Below are 22,816 nucleotides of genomic sequence, written 5' to 3' on the forward strand. Positions count from 1 at the left end.
ACATGGACACTTCAGGCTTCACGGACGCCTTCGACGAATGGACCGACGCAACGCTGGAATGGGTGAGCGACAACGGCGAATCCCTTTTCGACCATGTGCGGCTGGTTCTCGAAGGTCTCTATAGTGGCATCCTCTGGCTGCTGGAACTGCCGCCTTTTTATCTGGTCGCCGCAATCGTGGCGCTGGTCGGGTGGCGGCTCGTCAATCGCTGGTTTGCCGTTCTGAGCGGCCTTGCTCTCATTCTCTGCCATGCGATGGGTCTGTGGCCGGAAACCATGAGCACGCTGGCGCTGGTGCTGACCGCCACCGTGCTGGCGCTGGCCATCGGCATTCCGATCGGTATCGCGGCGGGGTTCTTTACCACGCTCGACCGGTTCATGCGGCCGGGACTGGACCTTATCCAGACATTGCCGCCCTATATCTATCTGCTGCCGGCCATTGCGCTCCTCGGATATGGCCCCGCCACGGCGCTGATCGCCACCGTCGTCGTCGCCATTCCCCCGGCGATCCGCCTGACCTCGCTCGGCATCAGGATGACGCCGAACGAGTTTCTCGAACTGGGCGAGGCAATCGGCATGACGCCGCGCAAAATGTTCTTCAAGATCCGCCTGCCGTTTGCGCTTCCCAGCATCATGGCCGGTGTCAACCAGAGCCTGATGATGGCCTTCGGCATGGTGGTGATCGCGGGCATCGTCGGTTCCGGCGGACTTGGCGAGACGATCTACGGATCGATCCGCACGCTCGATATCGCCACATCGATCAACGGTGCGATTGCAATCGTCGTCCTGACGATGGTGCTTGACCGCATTACCCAGAGTGCCGCCCGCATCGGGGCCGGGAGGAAGTGATGGCCGATACAACCCTGCAGTTTTCACCGGGCGCCTTTCTGGCTCCGGCCGTCGACTGGCTGAACACCAACCTGCATCCGCTGTTTTCGGCGATAGGTTATGGGGTTGAGGCCGTGCTTTCCGCCCTTGAGGCGACGCTCCTTTCGGTGCCGCCTTATGCGCTGATCGTGATCGTTTTCGTGGCTGCGTTTTTTGCCGTCAGCGCCAGGGCGGCCATCCTGGCCGGCCTTTGTCTCGGCTTCTGCCTGCTCGTGGGACTATGGACCGCGTCGATGCAGACGGTGGCGCTGGTGACCGTCTCGGTCCTGATCTCGGTCATGATCGCATTTCCGATCGGCGTCCTGTGTTCCCGGCACAAGACGCTGGAAACAATCTTTCGCCCGGTTCTCGACGTCATGCAGACGGTGCCGCCCTGGGTCTACCTGATCCCGGCGGTGATGATCTTCAGCCTCGGGCGCGTGCCGGCGATCATCGCGACGATCGTTTACGGTATTCCGCCCATGCTGCGGCTGACGACATTGGCTTTCAACCAGGTGCCGCGGGAATTCCTGGAACTCGGCAGCGCCATTGGCGCCCATCCCCGCTCGGTACTGTGGAAGATCGAAATTCCGCTCGCCAGACAGACGCTTCTCGTTGGCCTCAACCAGTGCATCCTTCTGTCGCTCGCCATGGTGGTTCTCGCCGGCCTCGTCGGGGCGGGCGGGCTCGGCGCCGAGGTGACGCGCGGTCTGACGCGAATGGAAATGGGTCTTGGCCTGCGTGCCGGCCTTGCCATCGTCGCCGTGGCGCTGCTTCTCGACCGGCTGAGCCGGGGGCTGCTTGACCGCAACACGGCCGCGAAGCCGGCACTGGATTGAGGAAGACCCGTGAGACATTCGTTCTTTTGCATCGATGCCCATACCTGCGGAAATCCCGTCCGCCTTGTTGCGGCCGGCGGACCGATGCTGCCGCATCTGCCGATCGGCGAGCGGCGGGAAATCTTCATTCGCGAACATGACTGGGTCCGCCGGGCGCTGATGTTCGAGCCCCGCGGGCACGACATCATGTCGGGCGCCATCATCTACCCCGCGCATCGCGCCGATTGCGATTTCGCCGTCCTTTTCATCGAAGTCAGCGGTTGCCTGCCGATGTGCGGCGCCGGCACGATCGGGGTTGTCACCGCCGCCATCGAAGAAGGCCTGGTGAAACCCCGCATGCCGGGTGTCGTTGCCATCGAAACCCCCGCCGGCAGGGTCGATGTCGCCTATCAGATGAAGGACGGTTTCGTTGACGCCGTCCGATTGCACAATGTTGCAAGCTATCTCCATCAGGGCGACGTCGAAATCGACGTTCCCGGCCTCGGGCGGCTCGTCGTCGACATCGCCTATGGCGGCAATTTCTACGCGGTCATCGAGCCCCAGAAAAACTGGGCGGGTTTCGAGGAGATGACCGCATCGAGGATCGTCGACTACAGCCAGAGGCTTCGTCATGCCCTGGCGGAGGTTTGCGATCCCGTTCATCCCGATAATGCCGGCATCAGGGGGGTGCATCATGCCATCTGGTGCGATGTGCCCGCCAGCAGCGGGGCCGATGGACGCTCGGCGGTTTTTTATGGCGACAAGGCGATCGACAGGTCGCCGGGCGGGACCGGCACATCCGCGCGCATGGCGCAGCTTCACGGAAAGGGGCGCCTGCCGGTCGGTTCAACCTACAGAAACGAGAGCCTCATCGGCACGGTCTTTGAAGGGCGCGTTGAAGGCGCGGCAAACATCGGTTCCTTTGAAGGGATCATTCCAAGCATCGGCGGCTGGGCGCGTGTCATCGGACATAACACGATCTATGTCGATGATCGTGACCCGCTCGCCCATGGTTTCCAGATTTCGTAAGCGGGTGAAGCGAGGCCAGGAGAGCAGGGCAATGCGGCCGGAACAGCTTAAAGAGGGTGACGTGGCGGAGCAGACCAGCCGGCTCAAGGTTGGCTTCGTGCTGGCGCGCTCGTTCACGCTGTCGGCCTTCGCGATGTTCGTCGATACCCTGCGCCTTGCCAGCGACGAGCAGGATCGCTCCGGACGGGTCAGGGCCGACTGGCAGGTGCTTGGCAGCACCCGTCATCTCATCATGTCAAGCTGCGGTGTGCAGGTCGCCCCGACATCGGATTTCGTCGATCCCGCCCGGTTCGATTATATTGCCGTCATCGGCGGATTGCTGAACCGGGAAGATCCCGTCGATCATGAGACCATGGGGTTTTTAAAGCTGGCCGATGCGAGGAAGGTCCCTTTGCTCGGTATCTGCACCGGCACATTCATTCTGGCCGAGGCGGGATTGATGAAGAACCACGACGTCTGCGTCAGCTGGCTCCACGCCAAGGCATTCAGCGAGCGGTTTCCCGGGCTGTCAGTCCGGCCGGACAGGATTTTCAATCTCGACAGGCGCCGGGGTTCCTGCGCCGGCGGAAGCAGCGCCGCCGATATGGCGGCGGCTCTTGTCCGGCGTCACATCAGCCCTGACGCGGAGCGGAACGCGCTGGAAGTGCTGCAGATCGAGAAGGCGCGCTCCCATCTGGAAATCCAGCCAAGAAGGCCGCTTTACGAGGAATATCGGGATACGCGCCTCAGGGCCGTCATGATCATGATGGAGCAGCATCTCGACGGCGATATGCCGATCGCTCAGCTTGCGGCGCTCGTGGGTGTGACGCGCCGGCAGCTGGAGCGGATTTTCGAGAAGGAGGCGGGCATTTCGCCCGCCCGCGCCTATGTTCGGGTGCGTCTCGAGCGCGCCAGGGTGCTTCTTACGCAGACAAAACTGCCGCTGACCGATATTGCGCTGGATCTTGGCTTTCACACGGCCTCGCAATTCACGCGTTCGTTCAAGAAGGAGTTCGGGCAAACTCCGTCACGCCTGCGCGCCGCATTTCTGGAAGCAGGCTGATGCCGTGCGTCGGCATCATCCCACGCAAGGATTGATGCCGTTCAACCGCGGCCCGGCCTTCAACGGTCGACGACCAGATCGCTCAGCGGTCGCGAACAGCAGGGCAGGAACATGCCGGCATCGATCTCGCGTTGCCTTATCCCGCCATTGTGGTTCATGTCGACAGAGCCGGAGACAAGCTTCGACTTGCATGTGCCGCAGACACCGTTGGAGCAGGACGAGGGCAAGCGAATGCCGGCCTTCTTCGCCGACGATAAAACGGTCTGGCCGCTTGCGACTTCGATTTTCCGGCCCTGCTTCTGAAATTCAACCTGCCAGACCCTAACCGCTGCAGCTTCCTCCGCAGGCAGCTCCGGCTCATCGATCACCGCCGCGTCGAAGCTCTCCTCTATATAGTGTCCGGCTGGAACACCGAGCGCCGATGAAATCGAGCGGGCTGCCGCCATGAAAGGCGTTGGGCCGCAGCACATGACGGTCCGATCAGCAATATCGGGCACGGCAAGTGCCAGGAATTCGGGCGTGATGCGGCCGGTCAGGCCCGGCCATGACGGTTCGCCAAACACCGTTTCGGGAAGAAAATGCAGACGCAGCCCTTTCATTCGAGCGGCGAGACAGTTCAGTTCATCGCGAAATATCAGATCGAGCGGTGTCCGCGCGGCGTGCATGAAGACGATATCCGCGGGTTCGCAGCAATCCGCGAGGTCGCGGAGGATCGACATGACCGGGGTTATGCCCGAACCGCCGGAAAGAAGAAGCAGTTTGGAGGAGACGGCCCGCGGGCGAATGAAGCGCCCGAGCGGGCCTTGCGCGCCCACGGTCATTCCTCTTGCCAGATTGTCGTGAAGCCAGTTCGATACCCGGCCGTTTGCCACGCGCTTGACTGTGACGCTGACAGCAGTCGACCGGTGGGGCGAAGACGAGATGCTGTAGCAACGCGGTTCAGGGTCGCTTCCCACCGGAAAATCGAAGAGAAAATACTGGCCGCCTTCGAAATCGAACCGCTTGCCGTGCGGTGATGCGAAGGTGAAGCTTTTCACATCATGGGTTTCCTGATGGACATCGACGCAGACAAGCGTGTCGTCATGCTCCGGATCCCACACGCCGCAGTCTCCGGACGCACCCTGTGTTCCTGTCGCGAAATCAATATCCATTGGCGCGCATCCGGTCGATATACCACGTCGCGAACTTGTCGAGATTGGTTTCGGAAAAACGGGAATAGGGGCCGGGCCGATAGGCGGGATCGAGGGCGCCGGCATGGGACCGGGCGACCAGATCCGCGTCCTGATCGGTGGTTGCGATCCACACATCGGTCAGCTTGTCGAAATCGTAGTCGACACCTTCGACGGCATCCCTGTGCACCAGCCACTTCGTTCGCACCAGGGTTTTACCTGCCGACAGCGGAATGACGATTGCAACAACCGCATGGTCTCCCATGAAGTGGTTCCAGGAATTGTGTCCCCACAGGTGCGTGTCGCCCAGGTCCTTCCGGGTCATATGGCCAAGAAGCCTGCCGGAAGCGGCGGTCGCGTCATGGGTCTGGGATTCGCCTGCGCCGGAAATGATCAGGCGCTGCGTCCTGAAATTGGTGGCGCAATCGGTGAGCTGTTCGACGGCCGAGGATGGAAATCCGTCCGTTTCCCACGCCCTTGTCCGCTCTTCATAAAGCCGGAAATGCTCTTCGGCCTGCTCCCGATCGTCGGGGCTCAACGTTTCCGGATCGAAACCGAAGTCGAGGTCGACGAAAGAAACGCACAGTTCCGGATGATTTGCCGAACAATGATAGCACTCGCGGTTGTTTTCCATCGTCAGCTTCCAGTTGCCATCTTCGATGACGTCGGTCTGATGCGCGATCCTCGCATTGCGGATGTCGTAGGGGGCGAGACGTTCCGCCATCGTCCGTTCGAGGAGGTCGATGTCTTCCGGCGGATTGTCGGAAAGACAGACATAGATCAGGCCGCCGATCGACTTGAAATTCACCTGCTTCAAACCGTGACAATCCTTGTCGAAGTCCTTGCCCATGTGCGGCGCATAGCTGAGTTCGCCGGTGAGCTCGTAGGTCCAGGTGTGGTAGGGGCAGACGAGTTTCGAGACGATCGTGCTGCCCGCATCCAGCAGACGCGAGCCGCGATGGCGACAAACATTGTGCAGCACGCGGATTTCGCCTTCGTCGTCCCGCAGAAGGATAAGGCTGGTCCTGCCGATTTCGATCACGGTGGCATCGCCCGCTTCCGGAACGTCGCAATCGAGGCCGACACAGATCCAGTGCCTGTGAAAAAACACGTCTATGTCGGCTTCGAATACGTCATCGCGTGTATAGAGGCCGGCGGGCAGGGAGTGCCCGTTGGTGCGGGCATCGAGCAATGACGAGATGGATGATGCGAGCTTGTTTAGCATGATATCTCCTGATGTATATTTGCATGGAGATTGCGCTTGCATCCCTTGGTTCTCAACGACATTAATTCTCAAGCTGACATAATGAAATGTAATGCAAAGAGGGTGTCATGCAGTTTCGCAAGCGCCTGCCGTCGCTGACGGCGCTGATCATGCTGGAGGCGGTTCTGCGCCGGAGAAGCTTTACCGCTGCCGCCGGTGAGCTTGGCGTTACCCAGGCGGCGGTCAGCAGACAGATCGCCCTGCTGGAGGATGAGCTGGGCGTGCCGATGTTTATCCGCAAGCACCGGGCGATTGAGCCCACCGCCGCCTGCGAGGCTCTCGGAGCCTCATTGGCGCAAAGCTTCGTCGACATCGCGGAGACGATCGATGCCATCAGGGGATCGGCGAAAGACGTCGTCACCATCGGCGCAACGGTCGCGTTTTCGTCCTTCTGGCTGCTTCCGCGCCTTGCCGATTTCCGCGCGCAGAATCCCGGAATTCATATCCGGGTCGTTTCACAGGATACGCGTATCAACCTTGATGACGGCGATATCGACATCGCCATCCGCTATGGCCTTCCTCCATTCGGTGACGGAACGGTCATCGCATCGCGCGATGACGTGCTTATGCTCGTATGCTCACCCGGTTATCTGGAAAAGCGCGGAACAGGACCTTTGGCGGCTGCCGATGAGCTGATCGAAACCGATGTTGAGGACAGGTCGTGGCTTTCATGGAGCCATTGGCTTTCCAACCTGGATTGCCGGTTCGAGATAAAGCCGACCCTGCGCTTCAATCACTATACCGAAACCATCTTTGCCGCGCGCGAAGGGCAGGGCTTGGCGCTCGGCTGGGGCCTTCTGGTAAAGACCTTTCTGGATGATGGCACACTGATACCCTTTGATGACACCAGAATGCCTTCCGGCGCGCGCTACAATGTTGTCCTGCCGAGCAAATCGCGAAGGACGATGGTGATCGACCGCACGGCTGGGTGGCTCACTGCGGCGCTGCATGAGTGAGTGGAATTGCATGGATGCGGGTCAAGTCTTGACCGGGGCAGACCGCTTCAAGGGCTCAGGCCCGGCAGAACGGCGCGGATGTGATCGCCCAGAGCCCTTGCCGCCGACGCAGTCTGCGGGCCGGAAAATTCGAGTGCGATACCGATTGTCGGCAGGGGTGGCATCCCGCCTGTGACGACATGAAGATCGGGCGGCACGGCCGTTTTCGTCAGCACGCTGATCGCGTGACCGGAACGGGCGATGGCGATGAGGCCTGAAAGGCTGTTGCTGGCGAAGGCGATCCGGTAACGGCGGCTGGCATTCTCCATTGCGTCGCATGCCGCACGGTGATCGAGGGTCGCGGGGGCGGAAAGCGCAAGCGGCAGGACGTCCTTGGCCAGCAGGTCGGGTTTCGGCCTGTCCGCCACCCAGACGAAGTTCTCCTTGCGAAGAACCTCCTGATGGTCCGGTTCGGAGCGGGAGACCAGCGCCAAATCGATCTGGCGGCGCTGCAGGAGGGGGCGCAGCTCTATCGTGGGCGCGCAAACCATCCGCAAATCGACCTTCGGATGGGTGGCGCAGAAGCCCCGCAGCAGTTCCGGCAGAAAGGCGATCGAATAGTCCTCGGGGCATCCAAGGCTGACGGTGCCCTGCAGCATTGCGCCATTCATGTCGGCAAGAATTTCGTCATGGCGGGACAGCAGGGCGTTTGCATGGGTGAGCAGTTTTTCGCCCGCCGCGGTCACGCGAACGCCTGCGCCGGTTCGCTGCAGCAAGGCGTGACCGACCTGTTCCTCCAGCCGCTGCATCTGGGTGCTGAGCGCCGACTGGGTGCGGCCGATCTGCATGGCGGCGACGCTGATGGAACCCGCGCGGGCAATGATGACGAAGTTTTTCAGAAGCGTGAGGTCGAGCATGGCAATATCAAAATTATCAATATCGGCTTGAAATACTATCAATTGGACTGCCGTGACAAGACCCTGTTACGATCCGGCAAAATCAGCTTTTGGGGAACGAGCCATGGATAATCTCTTGAACAACGTCACATCCTTGAACGATGACCCGGCCTTTTGGGCCGCTGCCGACAAACACCTGACCCGTTATGGACCCGCCTTCGAGGAGATCATCGTCGAACGGGCGGAGGGAAGTTTCGTCTATGATGCGGACGGTCGCGCCATTCTCGATTTTACCTCCGGCCAGATGAGCGCCCTGCTCGGACACACCCATCCGGACATTGTCGCGACCGTCAACCGGCAGATGGCCTCCGTGGCGCATCTCTTCTCCGGCATGCTGTCGCGGCCGGTGGTTGACCTTGCGGCGCGGCTGGCGGCCCTGGCGCCCGGTCTCGATCGCGTGCAATTGCTGACCACTGGGGCCGAATCCAACGAAGCGGCGATCCGCATGGCAAAGCTCGTCACCGGCGGCCACGAGATCGTGGCTTTTGCGCAAAGCTGGCATGGCATGACCGGCGCCGCCGCATCCGCCACCTACAGCGCGGGCCGCAGGGGATATGGTCCGGCAACGGCCGGCTCTCTCGTCATTCCGGCGCCGAACGCCTATCGTCCGCGCTTCAAGAATCCCGATGGATCAAACGACTGGCAGACGGAACTCGACGATGCCTTCGAGCTGATCGATCGCCAGTCGACCGGCAATCTCGCCGCCTTCATCGCCGAACCCATCCTGTCGAGCGGCGGTATCATAGAGCTGCCGGCCGGTTATCTCGCGGCGTTGAAGAACAAGTGCGCGGAGCGCGGCATGTTGCTCATCCTCGACGAGGCGCAGACCGGTGTGGGCCGGACCGGACACATGTTCGCCTTCCAGCGCGATGGTGTGACGCCCGACATCATGACGCTTTCCAAGACGCTCGGCGCCGGCCTGCCGCTCGCTGCGGTGATGACGAGTGCGGAAGTCGAGCAAAAGGCGTTCGAAAGAGGGTTCCTGTTCTATACGACCCATGTTTCCGATCCGCTGCCGGCGGCTGTCGGCGTGACGGTTCTTGACGTGGTGGCCCGTGATGGCCTTGTCGAACAGGCGGTTGTGCGCGGAAATCGCCTGAAGCAGGGGTTGCTGTCGTTGCAGCAGCGCTTCGAATGCGTCGGTGACGTGCGTGGTCGTGGGCTGCTTCTCGGCCTGGAAGTCGTCGCCGACCGGCATACGAAAGCCCCGGGTTTCGAGCTCGGTGCCCGTATCATGCAGGAGGCCATGCTGCGGGGGCTGAGCATGAACATCGTCAAATTGCCCGGCATGGGCGGGGTCTTCCGCATCGCCCCGGCGCTAACCGTATCGGATGCCGAGATCGACCGCGGTCTGGACATATTGGCGGAGTCGATCAAGACGGCAGAGGCGGCGCGATAGGATCGCGATTGATTGAAACGGGCTGCCACGGGGGTGCGGAACACGCCTTGCTTGCGGTTCCGCACCGGAGATCATGGCATGGGTATAGGGATTGTCATTCGGCCGGCTGGGCCACCGTCTGCGGGTCGTCATGCCCCTTCTCCGCGGAGAGGCTGCGTTGGCCAAGGCTGATGATGGCGACTGTCGAAAGGCTTGCAACGACCGATACCCAGAAGCCGTTGCCCGGACCGAAATTGTCGATCACCCAGCCGGAAATGAAGGCGCCGAGCGCCATGCCGATACCGATTCCGGTCATTACCCAGGTCACGCCTTCCGTCAGCATCGATTCCGGTACGCGGCGCTCGATCAGACCAAAGGCGGTGATGAAAATGGGCGATATTGCCACGCCGCTGAGGAAAACCGCGGAAGCGAGCAAGGCAACGCTGGTAGAGGCGCCGAGAAGCGGCAGGGCGGTGAGGGCAAGCACGCTGACGGCGATCAGCAGCTGGCGGTGCAGCGGCATTTTGGGGTTGAGCGCGCCGAGAAGCAGGCCGACCACGAACGAACCGATGGCATAAACGCCGATGACGAGGCTGGCCGCTTCCGGCTGACCGAGTTGCTTGGTAATGGCAACCGCGCTCACCTCGGCGGTGGCGAAGGTCGAACCGACGAAGATCAGCGCGACTGTGATGATCTGTACGGGCCGCAGCCGGATCGCCGAACGCTGCCGGCGACCGCCTTCGGCCGGGCGCACCTTGGGTTCGGTGGACCGCTGCAGAAGAAAGGCGAAAGTGCCAAGCGCCAGGAAGGTGGTGCTGATCATCATGCCCGCTTCCGGAAAAAGTGAGACCGCCAGCCCCACCGAAAGCGACGCGCCGGCAATGTAGACAAGCTCGTCGGCTGCGGATTCGAAGGCAAATGCCGTATTCAGTTCCGGCCTGCCACGGAAGATTTCCGTCCAGCGGGCGCGCATCATGGCGGGAATGCTGGGCATGGCCGCAGCAAGGAAGGCCGAGAGGAACAGGGTCCACGCCGGCCATCTCTGATTGGTGGCGATGAGCAATGCCGCAAAGGCCAGCACCGACAGGGTGGTTGCCGGAATAAGAACGCTGCTCTGGCCCCGACGGTCCACCAATCGCGAGATCTGCGGCGCAACCGCCGCATTGGTGAGCGCAAAGGTCGCCGAGACGGCGCCGGCTAGCCAATATTCACCATGGGTTTGTGAAAGCATGGCGACGATGCCGATAGGGGCCATCGCAATCGGCAGTCGGGCGAAGAAACCTGCGGCAGAAAAGCCTTTGGCGCCTGGAGCCCGGAAAATTTCTCTGTATGGATTGGACATCGGGATGCACCTTGTTCGGAGGGTATCCACCACACACATACGTGGCGTATGTGAATGAGATAATTGCATACGCCGCGTATGTCAACTAATATACGCGATGTATGCTGAATATGGAGGCAAAATGCGCAAACCCCGCAGTGAAATGATCGCCGAGACGCGCGCCAAGCTTCTGGCCGCCGGCCGCAAGGCCTTCGGCAGCATCGGTTATGCCGAGGCGTCCATGGACGACTTTACGGCGGAGGCGGGGCTGACCCGCGGCGCGCTTTATCACCATTTCGGCGACAAAAAAGGCTTGCTGCTGGCGGTCGTGGCTGAGATCGACGCGGAGATGACGGCCAGGCTCTGTGAAATCTCGTCGCAGGCCCCGACGCGGTGGCAGGGCTTCGTCGAGGAAAATGTCGGTTATGTCCGCATGGCCCTTGAGCCGGAAATCCAGCGGATCATGTTCCGCGACGGACCGGCCGTTCTTGGCGATCCGTCCCGCTGGCCAAATGCCAATGGCTGCATATCGGCTGTCGCGCGAAGCCTCGATGCGCTGAGGCAGGAAGGCACGATCGACAATGTCGATCCGGAGGCGTGCGCCCGTTTCATCAATGCGGCGAGCAGCAGCGCGGCCCAGTGGATCGCGAATGCCGACGACCCCGAAACGACCTCGAAGAGAGCCGTTGAAAGCTTCCGCAGGTTGCTGGAAGGATTGCGGATCAGGAAATAGCCGCCAGGCTTGCATTGCAGGTGCGGCGCAAGGACGCTGAAGCGAGGCGGGGCAGATTTTTGTCTCATCCGGCGGCTGTGAGCGGAAAGATAAGCTGCACCCTCGAACCTTTGCCCGGCGTGGAGTCGATATGCGCTTCGCCGCCGCTCTGGCGGACAAAGCCATAGACCATTGCAAGGCCAAGCCCCGCACCGCCGTGCTCCCCGCGCGTGGTGAAATAAGGCTCGAATGCCTTGTCCACCGCCTCCGGCGTCATGCCGATGCCTTCGTCGGTAACCGCGATCATCAGAGCGTCTTTCACGGTCGCCGCCGTGATCGAGATCAGGCCGCCGTCTGGCATGGCGGCTGCGGCATTGAGGCACAGATTGAGGATGGACTGCTCGAAGAGGGCGGGGTCGAGCGGGATGGCGGGAAGATTGTCGTCGAGGTCGAGCGCGATCCGGCATTTCGGGCCGACGGCGATTTCGAGGATATCGGCCATGCCGCGCAGCAGGTTGGCGACATTGATTGAGCTTGGATGGATCGGCTGCTGGCTGCCTATGGTCAGCATGCTGCTGGCGAGAGACCGGCCGCGATCCGCCGCCTTGCGGATGCGGGCGATGTGCCGGTTCTGGCGGTCGTTGAAGCCCGCCTCCCGTTCCAGGAGGCCGAGACTGCCGGTGATGATGCCGATCATGTTGCCCACCTCGTGGCTGACCTGATGTGTCATGCGCATGATGCCGTCCAGCCGCTGTGCTTTCACCGCTTCCGCCTCCTGCCGGTCGAGCGCGGTGACATCGCGGGCAAGCAGCACGATGCCGCCATCCGGCTGGCGCGACATCGATATTTCGATGACCCGCTGGTCGCCGGTGCGATGGCGCACCACGGCGCGCTCCAGCAGGTCGCCATGGCCGCCGTCGAAAGGCAACAGCGCCGGGTCGATTTCCGGGATCGGCTGGACAAACCGGCGGATCGGCAATTTTCGCGACGAGCCGGAGCGTCCGACAAGTTCGATGATGCGGCGGTTCATGGTGATCGGCCGGCCGGTCGGATCGAACAGCGCTATCCCCTCATTCATGTTGCGGAAGGTCGAGCGGATGGTGCGGGCCGCCGCTTCCGCCGTGCGCCTGAGGCGCGAGACGCGGTCGACGCTGTCATGGAAGGCGCGGAATGCGTCAAGCAGGCGGATCAGCTCCGTTTCCGAGCCGCTATAGGAGGGCGGACCGACATCCTTCTCTCCCTTGGCGAGGGCATTCATGCCGTTGGAAAGCGCCGCGATCCCGCGCGACACCCGCATGACGGAGCGGATCGAGAAGATCGCCACCACCAGGACCAGAAGCGAGGCCACGGCCACGATGACCAGCAGGCGGCTGAGGGCATCGGAGGTGGAGATCAGGTCTTCGTTCAGGCTGCGGGCAACCGCATCGCCCTGGGTTTCCGTGACATGGGAAAGATCGCGCGACACGGTGTGAAGCCGCGATACCGAGGCGCGGATGGCAAACATCTCCAGGAGATAACGGCTCTGGGCCGCAAAGACCCGCTCATAGGGCTGCATTTCGGCCAGAGGCAGTCGCTCGCCGGGATAACCCTGCTGGCGGGCCGTGGTTTCGGCCACGTAACGGCGGCGCAGTTCGCCCAGCTGGAAAAGACTGTCGGATGCGGATGCGGCCTGCACGATGCCGTTCATCCGCCGGCGCAGTTCCGGGTCGGCAATGCCGCGACCGGTGGCGATTTCGCCGAGTGCCGCCGCCGCTTCCGCCTTGTGCGCCTGCGCGGCATCGGCATCCTTGGCGAGATCGAGCGTCTGCGCCCGGATGAGCTGGAGCAGTTCGACGATGCGTTCGCTCGCAAAACCGCGTGCGGCCCGCTCGCCGCTGCCCGGCCCGGTCATCTCCAGCAGCAGATCAACCTGCTGGACCACGGAGCGGCTTTCGCTGGAAACGCGATAGGGCGAGGCGGCATTCATCAGGAACGGCGCGCTGGAGACGAGATCGGAGACCTGCCGCGAGACCAGCGACGCCTTGGCGAGACTGGAAAAGGCCTGCAAGCCATAGGCCGCCATTTCATCGCGGGCACGCTGCAGGCCATAGATGGCGATGGCCGACAGGCTGAAGACGAGGATACAGGTAAAGACGATCGCAAAGGGCAGGCGAAAGGCAATCGAGGAAAGGAAGGAACGGCTGATCACGGGGAAAGCTCGCCCTCATCAGTGTGGAGCACATAACCCTTGCCGCGCCGCGTCTTGATATGGCGCGGCAGATCGGGGTTTATCTCGATCTTGCGCCTGAGCCGCAGCACCAGCACATCGACGTTACGGTCGATATAGCGGTCGCTTTCCGAACCCAGCCGATCGAGGATCTGCGAGCGGCTGACGGGCTGGTTGGGTGTTTCGGCGAGAATTTCCAGCAGCGCGAATTCGGCGCTGGTCAAGGTGCGGCTGCGATCCGCGAGGCAGACGGCCCGGCGGGCGTCGAGATCGATCGCCCAGTCGCCGAGGCGCAGCGCCGTGCGGCCGTGATCACGTTCGCTGTCCTTCTCCTGTTTCAGCGAGGGGATCGTCCGGCGCAGAACCGCCTTGATCCGTGCGGTCAGTTCGATGGGTTCGAAGGGTTTGACTACATAATCGTCGGCCGCCGTTTCCAGACCGAGCACCCGGTCGGCGGCGCTGCCGGCGGCCGTGACCATGACGATGCCGATGTCGCTATCGACCTTGCTGCGCAGCCGCTGGGCGAAGGTGCGGCCGGATGTGCCGGGCAGATTATGGTCAACGAGCACCAGCTGCATCCTGTCCCGCGCCAGTATCTCGTCCGCTTCCTCGGCGGAGCGGGCGCAGGTGGGCAGCCAGCCCTCGGCCTCGACGAGGTCCGAGATAAGCTCGGCCATATCAGGATCGTCCTCGACGATCAGAATGCGAACCTTCTGATTAAGCACTGCATCTTCCTCCCGCCACCATCATAGGCGCGGCTGCGGCGATCTTCAAAGGCTCGCTGGTTATCTCCCCTGTCATAATTGTAATATCTGTAATCTTGTTCGGCGGTGCGGTGAAAGATTGGTAACCATTCTTCGATTGCGGTCCGGGCCGAATGTGACATGCTGTTGGTGGAGGCTGGAACGGGGAGGTTCCAGGCAGGGAGGCTTCAAGTGAAACGATTGACCGCACTTGCGGCGAGCATGGCTTTATGGCTGTGCGGCGCAGGGCATGGCATGGCCGAGCCTAAGTTGAACGTCCTGTGCGGCGTCGACGAGGCCTGGTGCGTGGCCATGCAGCGGGCTTTCGAGGCAAAGACCGGCCTTGAGATTTCGATGGTCCGCAAGAGCACCGGTGAAATCCTCGACCAGATTCGCGCGGAACGATCCCACCCGACAGTCGACGTCTGGTGGGGCGGCACCGGCGATACGCATCTGCAGGCCGGCTCGGAAGGGCTGCTGGACGAGTATCGGCCGCTGCATCCACAGGATCTGTTGCCCTGGGCGCAGAATTTTTATGCCATGTCCGGATCAAGGTCCGCCGGCATTTATGCGGGAGCGCTGGGGTTTGCCTATAATTCGGAACTGCTCGCCAGAAACAATCTGCCGGCTCCCACCTGCTGGAAGGATCTCGCGAAGGACATTTATCGCGGCCACATCCTGACCGGCAATCCTAACTATTCCGGTACGGCCTTCACCATGCTCGCCACGCTGGTCCAGCTGTTTGGCGAGGAGGAGGCCTTCGGTTTCATGGCGAAGCTGAACCAGAATGTCGTCGGCTATACCAAGGTGGGTGCGGCGCCCGTCAAGGCGGCGGCGCGGGGCGAGGTCCTGATCGGGATTTCCTTCATGCATGATGCCGTGACCCAGAAGAGCGAAGGGTTTCCGCTGGTCATCGTCGCCCCCTGCGAAGGCACCGGTTACGAGATCGGGGCGGTCAGCATCGTCAAGGGCAACCGCAATACGGCCCTTGCGCAGGCCTTCGTGGAATTTGCGCTGAGCCCGCAAGGGCAGGCGACCGGTGCTGCCGCCGGCCAGAACCAGGTGCCCTCCAACGCCCGGGCGACATTGCCGCTGACGGCGCCGGACATATCGATGATCAAGATGGTGGACTATGATTTCGCCACCTTCGGACAACCTGAGGAGCGAAGTCGGTTATTGAGCCGCTTCGACAGCGAAATCCGCCCGAGCCAGACCCAGTAGGGCCAGAAACCGACATTCCAAAAGACAGCGCGCGCGCCGCAAGGTGCCGCGACCGGCCGCGCCATGTCCGCGCGCCGCCCAAGAATTCAGACGCAAGCTACAGGAGGATAACCATGCGACTGACGATCCTTTCCACCCTGCTTTTTGCCGGCACGGCACTCAGCGCCGTTTCCGCGCAGGCGGCGGGCGAACTCAACCTGATCTGCTCGGCCGATGTCGTCATCTGCGAACAGATGAAGGGCGATTTTGAAAAGTCGCACGACATCAAGGTCAACATGGTGCGCCTGTCATCGGGCGAGACCTATGCCAAGGTGCGCGCGGAATCCCGCAACCCGAAGACCGATATCTGGTGGGCCGGCACCGGCGATCCGCATATGCAGGCGGCTTCGGAAAACCTGACGCTGGAATATAAGTCGCCGATGCTCGACCAGCTGCAGGACTGGGCCGTGAAACAGGCGGAAAGCACCGGTTACAGGACGGTCGGCGTTTATGCCGGTGCGCTGGGCTGGGGCTACAACACCGAAATCTTCAAGTCCAAGGGTTACAAGGAACCGAAGTGCTGGGCCGACCTGCTGGCGCCGGAACTGAAGGGTGAAATCCAGATCGCCAATCCGAATTCCTCCGGCACCGCCTATACGGCGCTGGCATCGCTCGTGCAGATCATGGGCGAGGATCAGGCGATCGACTATCTGAAGAAGCTCAACGCCAATATCTCGCAATATACCAAGTCGGGTTCCGCACCGGTCAAGGCGGCGGCGCGTGGCGAAACGGCGCTCGGCATCGTCTTCATGCATGATGCGGTGGCGCAGACGGCGGAAGGCTTCCCGGTCAAGTCCATCGCGCCTTGCGAAGGCACGGGTTACGAGATCGGCTCCATGTCGATCATCAACGGTGCCCGCAACCTCGACAATGCCAAGACCTGGTACGACTGGGCGCTGAAGCCGGAAGTCCAATCACGCATGAAGGACGCCAAGTCCTTCCAGCTTCCCTCCAACAAGACGGCGGAAGTGCCGAAGGAAGCGCCGAAGTTCGAGGACATCAAGCTCATCGACTACGACTTCAAGACCTATGGCGACCCGGCCAAGCGCAAGGCGCTGCTGGAGCGCTGGGACCGCGAGGTCGGTGCGGTCGCCAACTGATCTGAACGACTGATCTTCACTCCGGCGACAGGCATCCCGGCTTTTTAAGCCGGGGTGTCCGCCACTCTTTCATCGGCATGAAACAAGCGAGGTCGGCCATGACACGTGGCAATCGCAGGCTGGACATCGTCCTGGCGCTCGGGGCGTTTGCCCTCATACTTCTCCCCTGGTATCGCATCGAAGGCGGCTTTTTCAGCTTCCGCTGGCTGTCCGGGTTTTTCTCCACCGCCAGCACTGCGCCGGGTTTGCTGCAGATACTGTCCTATGGAAAACCATGGCTTGTCGGCATCGTTCTTTTCTTCCTCGCCGCATGCCTTGTCCGGCCGATGCCTGATCCGATGCGCCGGGGCGGGTTGCTTGCCTTCATCGGTGCTGCCGGTCTCGTTTTCCTCGCCTTGCAGGGGCTGGCCATCGGCTTTAGCGGCTGGAGCTGGACGGTGAGCGAAAACCTCTTCGGCCTGCTTGCCGATGGCCAGCCTTCGATGGGTGCCGGCGCCGTCGTCCTGTCGTTCGTCTTCGTGCTTCTTTTCGCCTTCGGGCTTGCCGAACGCGGCATCATGAAGGGTGATGCCTTCGTCGTTGGCGCCATTTCCGTTCTGGTTTTCCTCGTCACGGTTTTTGTCTTCTACCCGATCGGCAGCATGCTGGTCGCCTCCGTTCAGGATTTCGACGGCTCCTTCAATGCCGATGGCTTCATCCGCAATATTCAGGATCCCGGCATCTGGAGCCTCGGTTGCGTCACGGGTGAAGAGCGTTGCGGCGTCGCCTGGCGCACATTGTTTCTGGCCCTGATGACCGCCTTCGGCTCCACCGTGCTCGGTCTCGGCTTTGCGCTGATCGCCACCCGTACCCGCTTTCCTTTCAAGAAAGGCCTGCGACTTCTCACCGTTCTGCCGATCATCACGCCGCCTTTCGTCATCGGCCTTGCGCTGACGCTGCTGTTCGGCCGCGCCGGTGTCGTCACCGAATGGCTTTCCTATCTCTTCGGTATTGAACCGGGTCGCTGGCTTTACGGCATGACCGGCATCTGGATCGCGCAGGTCCTTTCTTTCACGCCCATCTCGTTTCTGGTGCTGATCGGCGTGGTCGAAGGTGTCAGCCCGTCGATGGAAGAGGCTTCGCAGACGCTGCGCGCCGACCGCTGGCGCACCTTCTGGCGGGTATCGCTGCCGCTGATGAAACCCGGTCTCGCCAATGCCTTTCTGATCGGTTTCATCGAGAGCATGGCGGATTTCGGCAATCCTCTCGTCCTTGGCGGCACCCACGGCGTCTTGTCGACGGAAATCTTCTTCGCCGTCGTCGGCTCGCAGAACGATCCGTCCCGCGCCGCGGTCCTGGCGATCATCCTGCTGTGCTTCACGCTTTCGGCCTTCCTGGCCCAGCGCCTCTGGCTGTCAGGCAAGAATTTCGCCACGGTGACGGGCAAGGGCGACAGCGGCGCGCATATCGCGCTTCCGCGCGGCCTGTCCATCGGCGTTCACGCTGTCGTCGTGCCGTGGATGGTCTTCACCATCGTCGTTTATGGCATGATCCTTGTCGGCGGTTTCGTAAAGACCTGGGGTCTCGACAATTCCCTGACCTTCGACCATTACGTCCGCGCCTTTTCCGTCAGCTTCTCCAATGGCTCAATCGCCTGGACCGGCGTGGCCTGGAACTCGTTCTGGACGACGATGAAGATCGCGCTGGTTTCGGCGCCGCTCACCGCTGCCGTCGGCCTTCTGACCGCCTACATCATCGTGCGGCAGAAATTCGCCGGCCGGAACCTCTTCGAATTCGCGCTGATGATGAGCTTTGCCATCCCCGGCACGGTCATCGGCGTCAGCTATATCATGGCCTTCAACCTGCCGCCCGTGGAAATGACGGGCTCGGCGCTGATACTGATCGCCTGCTTCGTCTTCCGCAACATGCCGGTCGGCGTGCGCGGCGGCATTGCGGCGATGAGCCAGCTCGACAAGAGCCTCGACGAGGCCTCGCTGACGTTGCGGGCCAATAGTTTCCGCACCATCCGCAAGGTCATCCTGCCGCTCTTGAGGCCTGCGATCACGGCCGCGCTGGTCTATTCCTTCGTGCGCGCCATCACCTCCATCAGCGCCGTCATCTTCCTCGTCAGCGCCGAATACAACATGGCGACCTCCTATATCGTCGGCCTCGTCGAAAACGGCGAATATGGGGTGGCGATCGCCTATTCCTCCATGCTGATCGTGGTGATGATCACCGTCATTACCGGCTTCCAGCTCATAGTCGGCGAGCGTCGCCTGCGGCGTGAAAACCGCGTCGCCGGCCTGCCCTCCGCTTCCTCCGTTCCTCTTGCCCAGGAGAAAACCGCATGATTTCCGTAAAGCCCGGCTCCGTCACCTTTCAGAATGTCCGCAAGACCTTCGGCGCCTTCACCGCCATTGCCGACCTGTCGCTCACCATCGAACCCGGCACGCTGGTCACCCTGCTCGGTCCCTCCGGCTGCGGCAAGACGACGACGCTGCGCATGCTCGCGGGTCTCGAACACCCGACCTCGGGACGCATCCTTATCGGCGATCAGGATGTAACGATGCTGCCGGCCAATGAGCGCGATGTCTCGATGGTCTTCCAGTCCTATGCGCTTTTCCCGCACATGACGGCGCTCGACAATGTCGCCTACGGCCTGCAGTCCTCCGGCCTGCGCAAGGCGGAAGCGCGGGAAAAGGCGGAGGAAGGATTGAAGCTCGTTGGTCTCGCCGGCATGGGCCATCGCCTGCCCGCCGAACTTTCCGGCGGCCAGCAGCAGCGCGTGGCGGTCGCCCGCGCCCTGGTGCTGGAGCCGCAGGTGCTGCTGCTCGATGAGCCGCTTTCCAACCTCGATGCCCGCCTTCGCCGCCGGGTGCGCACCGAAATCCGCGAATTGCAGCAGCGGCTGGGTTTCACCGCCGTTTATGTCACGCATGACCAGGACGAGGCGCTGGCGGTTTCCGACCGGATCATCGTGATGAAGGATGGCGAGATTGCCCAGTCGGGTGCGCCGCGCGATCTTTACGAGGCCCCGGCCTCCGCCTTCATCGCCGATTTCATGGGCGAGGCGAATGTCGTCGCCTGTGAGGTGGTCGGCCTTGATGGACCGGAAGCGCTGATCCGCGTCGGTGGTATCGCTCATCGTGTGCAGGCGGGCGGAGCCAAGCCCGGTCCGGCAAAGCTTGCGGTCCGCCCGGGCTCGATCTCCATCGGCCAGCCGGGCGGCCATGGGCTTGCCGGCCGGGTTCTGCACAGCGCCTATCTCGGCGGTCACGTGGAATATGAGGTGGAGACCGATATCGGCACCCTGTTCATCGTGGATCATACGGCCGATACCGGCCTGCCGCCGGCAAGCGACGTGACGCTGGGGTTCAGGAACCGTGGCATTGCCCTGATCCAGGCCTGATTGCGGGGCTGCAAGCCGACGCAAACCCGAGCCCGCCTGTTGCGTGCTGCCCATGACAGGCCGCCGAAGCGTGCTTATCAACAGGCGGGCGAAGGGTATTCGCCACGGGACCGGGACAGGAACGCTTGTCACAGGATCGGCTTGCGCCGCCCGGCAACCGAAGGGACATGACGTGCTCAACGCATCCCAGCAAAATTCCGCCGACACCCGCTTTCAGAATATGGCCGTCTACAAGTCATGTAACTGTCATATCGCGGGCTTAGGAGAGATTGTGGTTTTCACATGTCTCGTGAGGGGAATATGCGCGGAATTATTGCTGCTTTGGTCGCTACGACCTTTCTCGCCGGCGCCGTTCAGGCTGCCGAGGTCTATCCGCTTGATCGTGCGACGATCCTGGCCGGTTCGCCGTTTGATTTCAAGGCTGAATTCGACGCCGTCGTAAAGCCGGAAGACGTCAGGATCACCGTCAACGGAAAAGATTACAAGGCTCTGCTCGGCAAGGATGCCGAGTTCGTTGCCGAAGAAAAGAACAAGGACAAAGTTCTTGGTTCTGCCGTCATTTTGCGTGGCGTTTCGCTCGCCGATGCCGGTGATTACAAGGTTGAAGTTTCGGCCGGTTCCGAAACCAAGAGCGTGACCTGGACCGTCTATGGCACGCCGGACCAGGCGAAGGCCAAGAATGTCATCTTCCTGATCGCCGACGGCCTGTCGGTTGCCCACCGTACGGCCGCCCGCATCATGTCCAAGGGCATGACCGAGGGCAAGGCCAATGGCCGTCTCAATATGGACGATGTGCCGCCGGTCGCCTTTATCGGCACTTCCGCCACCGATGCCGTCGCCACCGACAGCGCCAACACCATGTCGGCTTACATGACCGGTCACAAGACCGCCGTGAACGCCATCGGCGTTTATGCCGACCGTACCCCGGCGTCGCTGGACGATCCCAAGGTGGAAACGCTTGCGGAAGCGCTGCGCCGCCAGACCAAAAAGTCGATCGGCATCATTTCCACCGCCGAAGTGCAGGATGCGACGCCGGCTGCCGTCGTTGCCCACACCCGCAAGCGTGGCGACAAGGCGGAAATCAACGGCATGCTGTTCGACGTGAAGCCGGATGTGCTGCTCGGCGGCGGTTCCGCTTATTTCCTGCCGCAGTCCACCGCCGGTTCCAAGCGCAAGGACGACAAGGACTATATCGCCCTGTTCAAGGACGCAGGCTATACGCTGGCTACCAGCAAGGCGGAACTGGCCGCGGCGGCCGGCACCAATACCGGCAAGATTCTCGGCCTGTTCCACACCGGCAACATGGACACCACGCTGGACCGCGAGTTCCTGAAGAAGGGCACCACGGGCAAGTTCCCGGATCAGCCGGGTCTCGTCGACATGACCAAGGTTGCGCTCGACAGCCTGTCGAAGAACCCGGACGGTTTCTTCCTGATGGTTGAAGCGGCCAATGTCGACAAGATGTCCCACCCGCTCGACTGGGATCGCGCCGTTATCGACACGATCGAATTCGACAAGGCCATCGGCGTCGCCCGCGAATTCGCAGCCAGGAACCCCGATACGCTGATCATCGTCACCGGCGACCATACGCATGGCGTTTCCATCATCGGCACCGTCGATGACGACAAGCCCGGCACGGACATGCGCGAAAAGGTCGGCACCTATGCCGAAGCCGGCTTCCCGAACTATGAGGACAAGGACGGCGACGGTTATCCGGACAGGGTCGACGTCTCGCGTCGCCTGTTCCTGAACGCCAATAACGGCCCGGATCACTACGAGACCTTCCGCCCGAAGCTCGACGGCCCCTTCGCACCGGCCATCCAGAACGAAAAGAAGGAATATATCGCCAACGAACAGTACAAGGATGTTCCCGGCGCCGTTCTCGTCACCGGCATCATTCCGAAGAGTTCGGACAGTGGCGTGCATGCGGTCGACGATGTCGTGCTGCAGGCCGAAGGTCCGGGCGCCGAAGGTTTCCGCGGCTACATGGAACAGAGTGATGTCTACAAGGGTCTCGCAGAAGCCCTCGCGCTCGGCGCAAAGCAGACCAACTAAAAACTGAACGGGGCAGGGGCGCACTGTGCGGTGTGTCCCTGCCGGTTTCCGGCCTCGCATTGCCGGCCAAGGCTGACGATGCGAGGCCTTTCAAGAAGGAGAATGGTCATGGGCAAGCCTGATCAGGCGTGGTTCAGCCGTCGCCAGACCCTGGGTCTCATCGCCGGTCTGCCGCTGCTGGCCGCCGGCACGCGCGCGCAGGCGAAAAGCGACCTCACCTTTGACGAGCTTTATGGCAAGGTCAGCGTCCTCGGGCTGGAATTTTCCGAAAAGGTCAAGCAGCTGAACGGCAAGGAGGTCGCCATGCGCGGCTTCATGGCGCCGCCGCTGAAGGCCGAAGCGCAGTTTTTCGTTCTGACCGAAATACCGATGTCGATCTGCCCGTTCTGCTCAACCGATTCCGACTGGCCGGACAATATCGTCGTTGTCTATCTCGGCGAGAAACAGACCTTTACCCAGCCCAGCCAGACGATCGAAGTACGCGGCACGCTGGAAACGGGTTCCTGGACCGATCCGGATACCGGCTTCGTCAGCCTGCTGCGCATCCGCCAGGCAGAATACGCGACGGTTTGAG

At 61.9% G+C, this 22,816-nt stretch carries 19 protein-coding genes; 13 read left to right on the forward strand and 6 right to left on the reverse strand.

The features are described from left to right. Positions 1-2 precede the first annotated feature (2 nt). From ACI2KA_RS15505 to ACI2KA_RS15520, 4 genes are read left to right on the forward strand one after another with little or no spacing between them, the layout of a single operon-like run. Positions 3-848, forward strand: a complete 846-nt coding sequence (locus ACI2KA_RS15505; RefSeq protein WP_404503363.1) for an ABC transporter permease — start codon at positions 3-5, stop codon at positions 846-848. Continuing rightward, positions 848-1,705 (forward strand): ABC transporter permease, encoded by an 858-nt coding sequence (locus ACI2KA_RS15510; RefSeq protein ID WP_404503364.1) that lies wholly within the window; start codon positions 848-850, stop codon positions 1,703-1,705. The genes ACI2KA_RS15505 and ACI2KA_RS15510 overlap by 1 nt, the downstream gene beginning before the upstream one ends. Before the next feature lie 9 nt (positions 1,706-1,714). Then, positions 1,715-2,713, forward strand: a complete 999-nt coding sequence (locus ACI2KA_RS15515; protein WP_404503365.1) for a 4-hydroxyproline epimerase — start codon at positions 1,715-1,717, stop codon at positions 2,711-2,713. A gap of 31 nt (positions 2,714-2,744) precedes the next feature. Beyond that, positions 2,745-3,755, forward strand: a complete 1,011-nt coding sequence (locus ACI2KA_RS15520; RefSeq protein ID WP_404503366.1) for a GlxA family transcriptional regulator — start codon at positions 2,745-2,747, stop codon at positions 3,753-3,755. 59 nt (positions 3,756-3,814) lie between these two features. Here the strand turns inward: ACI2KA_RS15520 and ACI2KA_RS15525 are convergent, their stop codons facing one another. Both ACI2KA_RS15525 and ACI2KA_RS15530 read right to left on the reverse strand, forming a co-directional pair. Next, complete coding sequence (locus tag ACI2KA_RS15525; protein WP_404503367.1) at positions 3,815-4,906, reverse strand: 2Fe-2S iron-sulfur cluster-binding protein; 1,092 nt, start codon at positions 4,904-4,906, stop codon at positions 3,815-3,817. Then, complete coding sequence (locus tag ACI2KA_RS15530) at positions 4,896-6,149, reverse strand: SRPBCC family protein (RefSeq protein WP_404503368.1); 1,254 nt, start codon at positions 6,147-6,149, stop codon at positions 4,896-4,898. Before ACI2KA_RS15530 ends, ACI2KA_RS15525 begins: the two co-directional genes overlap by 11 nt. A gap of 107 nt (positions 6,150-6,256) precedes the next feature. Here ACI2KA_RS15530 and ACI2KA_RS15535 point away from each other — a divergent pair, with 107 nt between their 5' ends. Then, on the forward strand, positions 6,257-7,144 hold the full coding sequence (locus tag ACI2KA_RS15535; protein WP_404503369.1) for a LysR substrate-binding domain-containing protein: 888 nt from the start codon (positions 6,257-6,259) through the stop codon (positions 7,142-7,144). A gap of 47 nt (positions 7,145-7,191) precedes the next feature. Here ACI2KA_RS15535 and ACI2KA_RS15540 read toward each other — a convergent pair whose 3' ends face one another. Then, on the reverse strand, positions 7,192-8,040 hold the full coding sequence (locus ACI2KA_RS15540; protein WP_404503370.1) for a LysR family transcriptional regulator: 849 nt from the start codon (positions 8,038-8,040) through the stop codon (positions 7,192-7,194). 103 nt (positions 8,041-8,143) lie between these two features. Between ACI2KA_RS15540 and ACI2KA_RS15545 the strand changes: the two genes are divergently transcribed. Further along, positions 8,144-9,478, forward strand: a complete 1,335-nt coding sequence (locus ACI2KA_RS15545) for an aspartate aminotransferase family protein (protein ID WP_404503371.1) — start codon at positions 8,144-8,146, stop codon at positions 9,476-9,478. A 94-nt stretch (positions 9,479-9,572) separates the two neighbouring features. Here ACI2KA_RS15545 and ACI2KA_RS15550 read toward each other — a convergent pair whose 3' ends face one another. Then, positions 9,573-10,799 (reverse strand): MFS transporter, encoded by a 1,227-nt coding sequence (locus ACI2KA_RS15550; protein ID WP_404503372.1) that lies wholly within the window; start codon positions 10,797-10,799, stop codon positions 9,573-9,575. Positions 10,800-10,920: 121 nt separating this feature from the next. Between ACI2KA_RS15550 and ACI2KA_RS15555 the strand changes: the two genes are divergently transcribed. Continuing rightward, positions 10,921-11,511 (forward strand): TetR/AcrR family transcriptional regulator, encoded by a 591-nt coding sequence (locus ACI2KA_RS15555; RefSeq protein WP_404503373.1) that lies wholly within the window; start codon positions 10,921-10,923, stop codon positions 11,509-11,511. Positions 11,512-11,575: 64 nt separating this feature from the next. On the opposite strand, the gene ACI2KA_RS15560 is transcribed toward ACI2KA_RS15555, so the two are convergent. Next, positions 11,576-13,678, reverse strand: coding sequence for a nitrogen regulation protein NR(II) (locus ACI2KA_RS15560; protein ID WP_404503374.1), 2,103 nt, complete (start codon positions 13,676-13,678; stop codon positions 11,576-11,578). Then, positions 13,675-14,421 carry a response regulator transcription factor gene (locus ACI2KA_RS15565; protein WP_052820575.1) on the reverse strand — a complete coding sequence of 249 codons (747 nt, stop codon included), beginning with the start codon at positions 14,419-14,421 and terminating at the stop codon, positions 13,675-13,677. The genes ACI2KA_RS15560 and ACI2KA_RS15565 overlap by 4 nt, the downstream gene beginning before the upstream one ends. Positions 14,422-14,661: 240 nt before the next feature. Between ACI2KA_RS15565 and ACI2KA_RS15570 the strand changes: the two genes are divergently transcribed. The 6 genes from ACI2KA_RS15570 to ACI2KA_RS15595 all read left to right on the forward strand — a co-directional run bounded on the left by ACI2KA_RS15570 (position 14,662) and on the right by ACI2KA_RS15595 (position 22,815). Further along, positions 14,662-15,660, forward strand: a complete 999-nt coding sequence (locus ACI2KA_RS15570) for an ABC transporter substrate-binding protein (RefSeq protein WP_404503488.1) — start codon at positions 14,662-14,664, stop codon at positions 15,658-15,660. A 113-nt stretch (positions 15,661-15,773) separates the two neighbouring features. Further along, entirely contained in the window at positions 15,774-16,799 is a 1,026-nt protein-coding gene (locus tag ACI2KA_RS15575) for an ABC transporter substrate-binding protein (RefSeq protein ID WP_404503375.1), read from the forward strand. A 98-nt stretch (positions 16,800-16,897) separates the two neighbouring features. Continuing rightward, positions 16,898-19,129, forward strand: coding sequence for an ABC transporter permease (locus ACI2KA_RS15580; protein WP_404503376.1), 2,232 nt, complete (start codon positions 16,898-16,900; stop codon positions 19,127-19,129). Then, entirely contained in the window at positions 19,126-20,187 is a 1,062-nt protein-coding gene (locus tag ACI2KA_RS15585; protein WP_404503377.1) for an ABC transporter ATP-binding protein, read from the forward strand. Before ACI2KA_RS15580 ends, ACI2KA_RS15585 begins: the two co-directional genes overlap by 4 nt. Before the next feature lie 300 nt (positions 20,188-20,487). Further along, the gene (locus ACI2KA_RS15590; RefSeq protein ID WP_404503378.1) at positions 20,488-22,242 is read left to right on the forward strand and encodes an alkaline phosphatase; all 1,755 of its coding nucleotides are present in this window, start codon (positions 20,488-20,490) and stop codon (positions 22,240-22,242) included. A gap of 108 nt (positions 22,243-22,350) precedes the next feature. Continuing rightward, entirely contained in the window at positions 22,351-22,815 is a 465-nt protein-coding gene (locus ACI2KA_RS15595; RefSeq protein WP_142858837.1) for a hypothetical protein, read from the forward strand. The last annotated feature ends 1 nt before the right edge of the window (position 22,816 follow it).

This window comes from Agrobacterium sp. NPDC089420, assembly GCF_044900305.1.
Lineage (GTDB): Bacteria > Pseudomonadota > Alphaproteobacteria > Rhizobiales > Rhizobiaceae > Agrobacterium.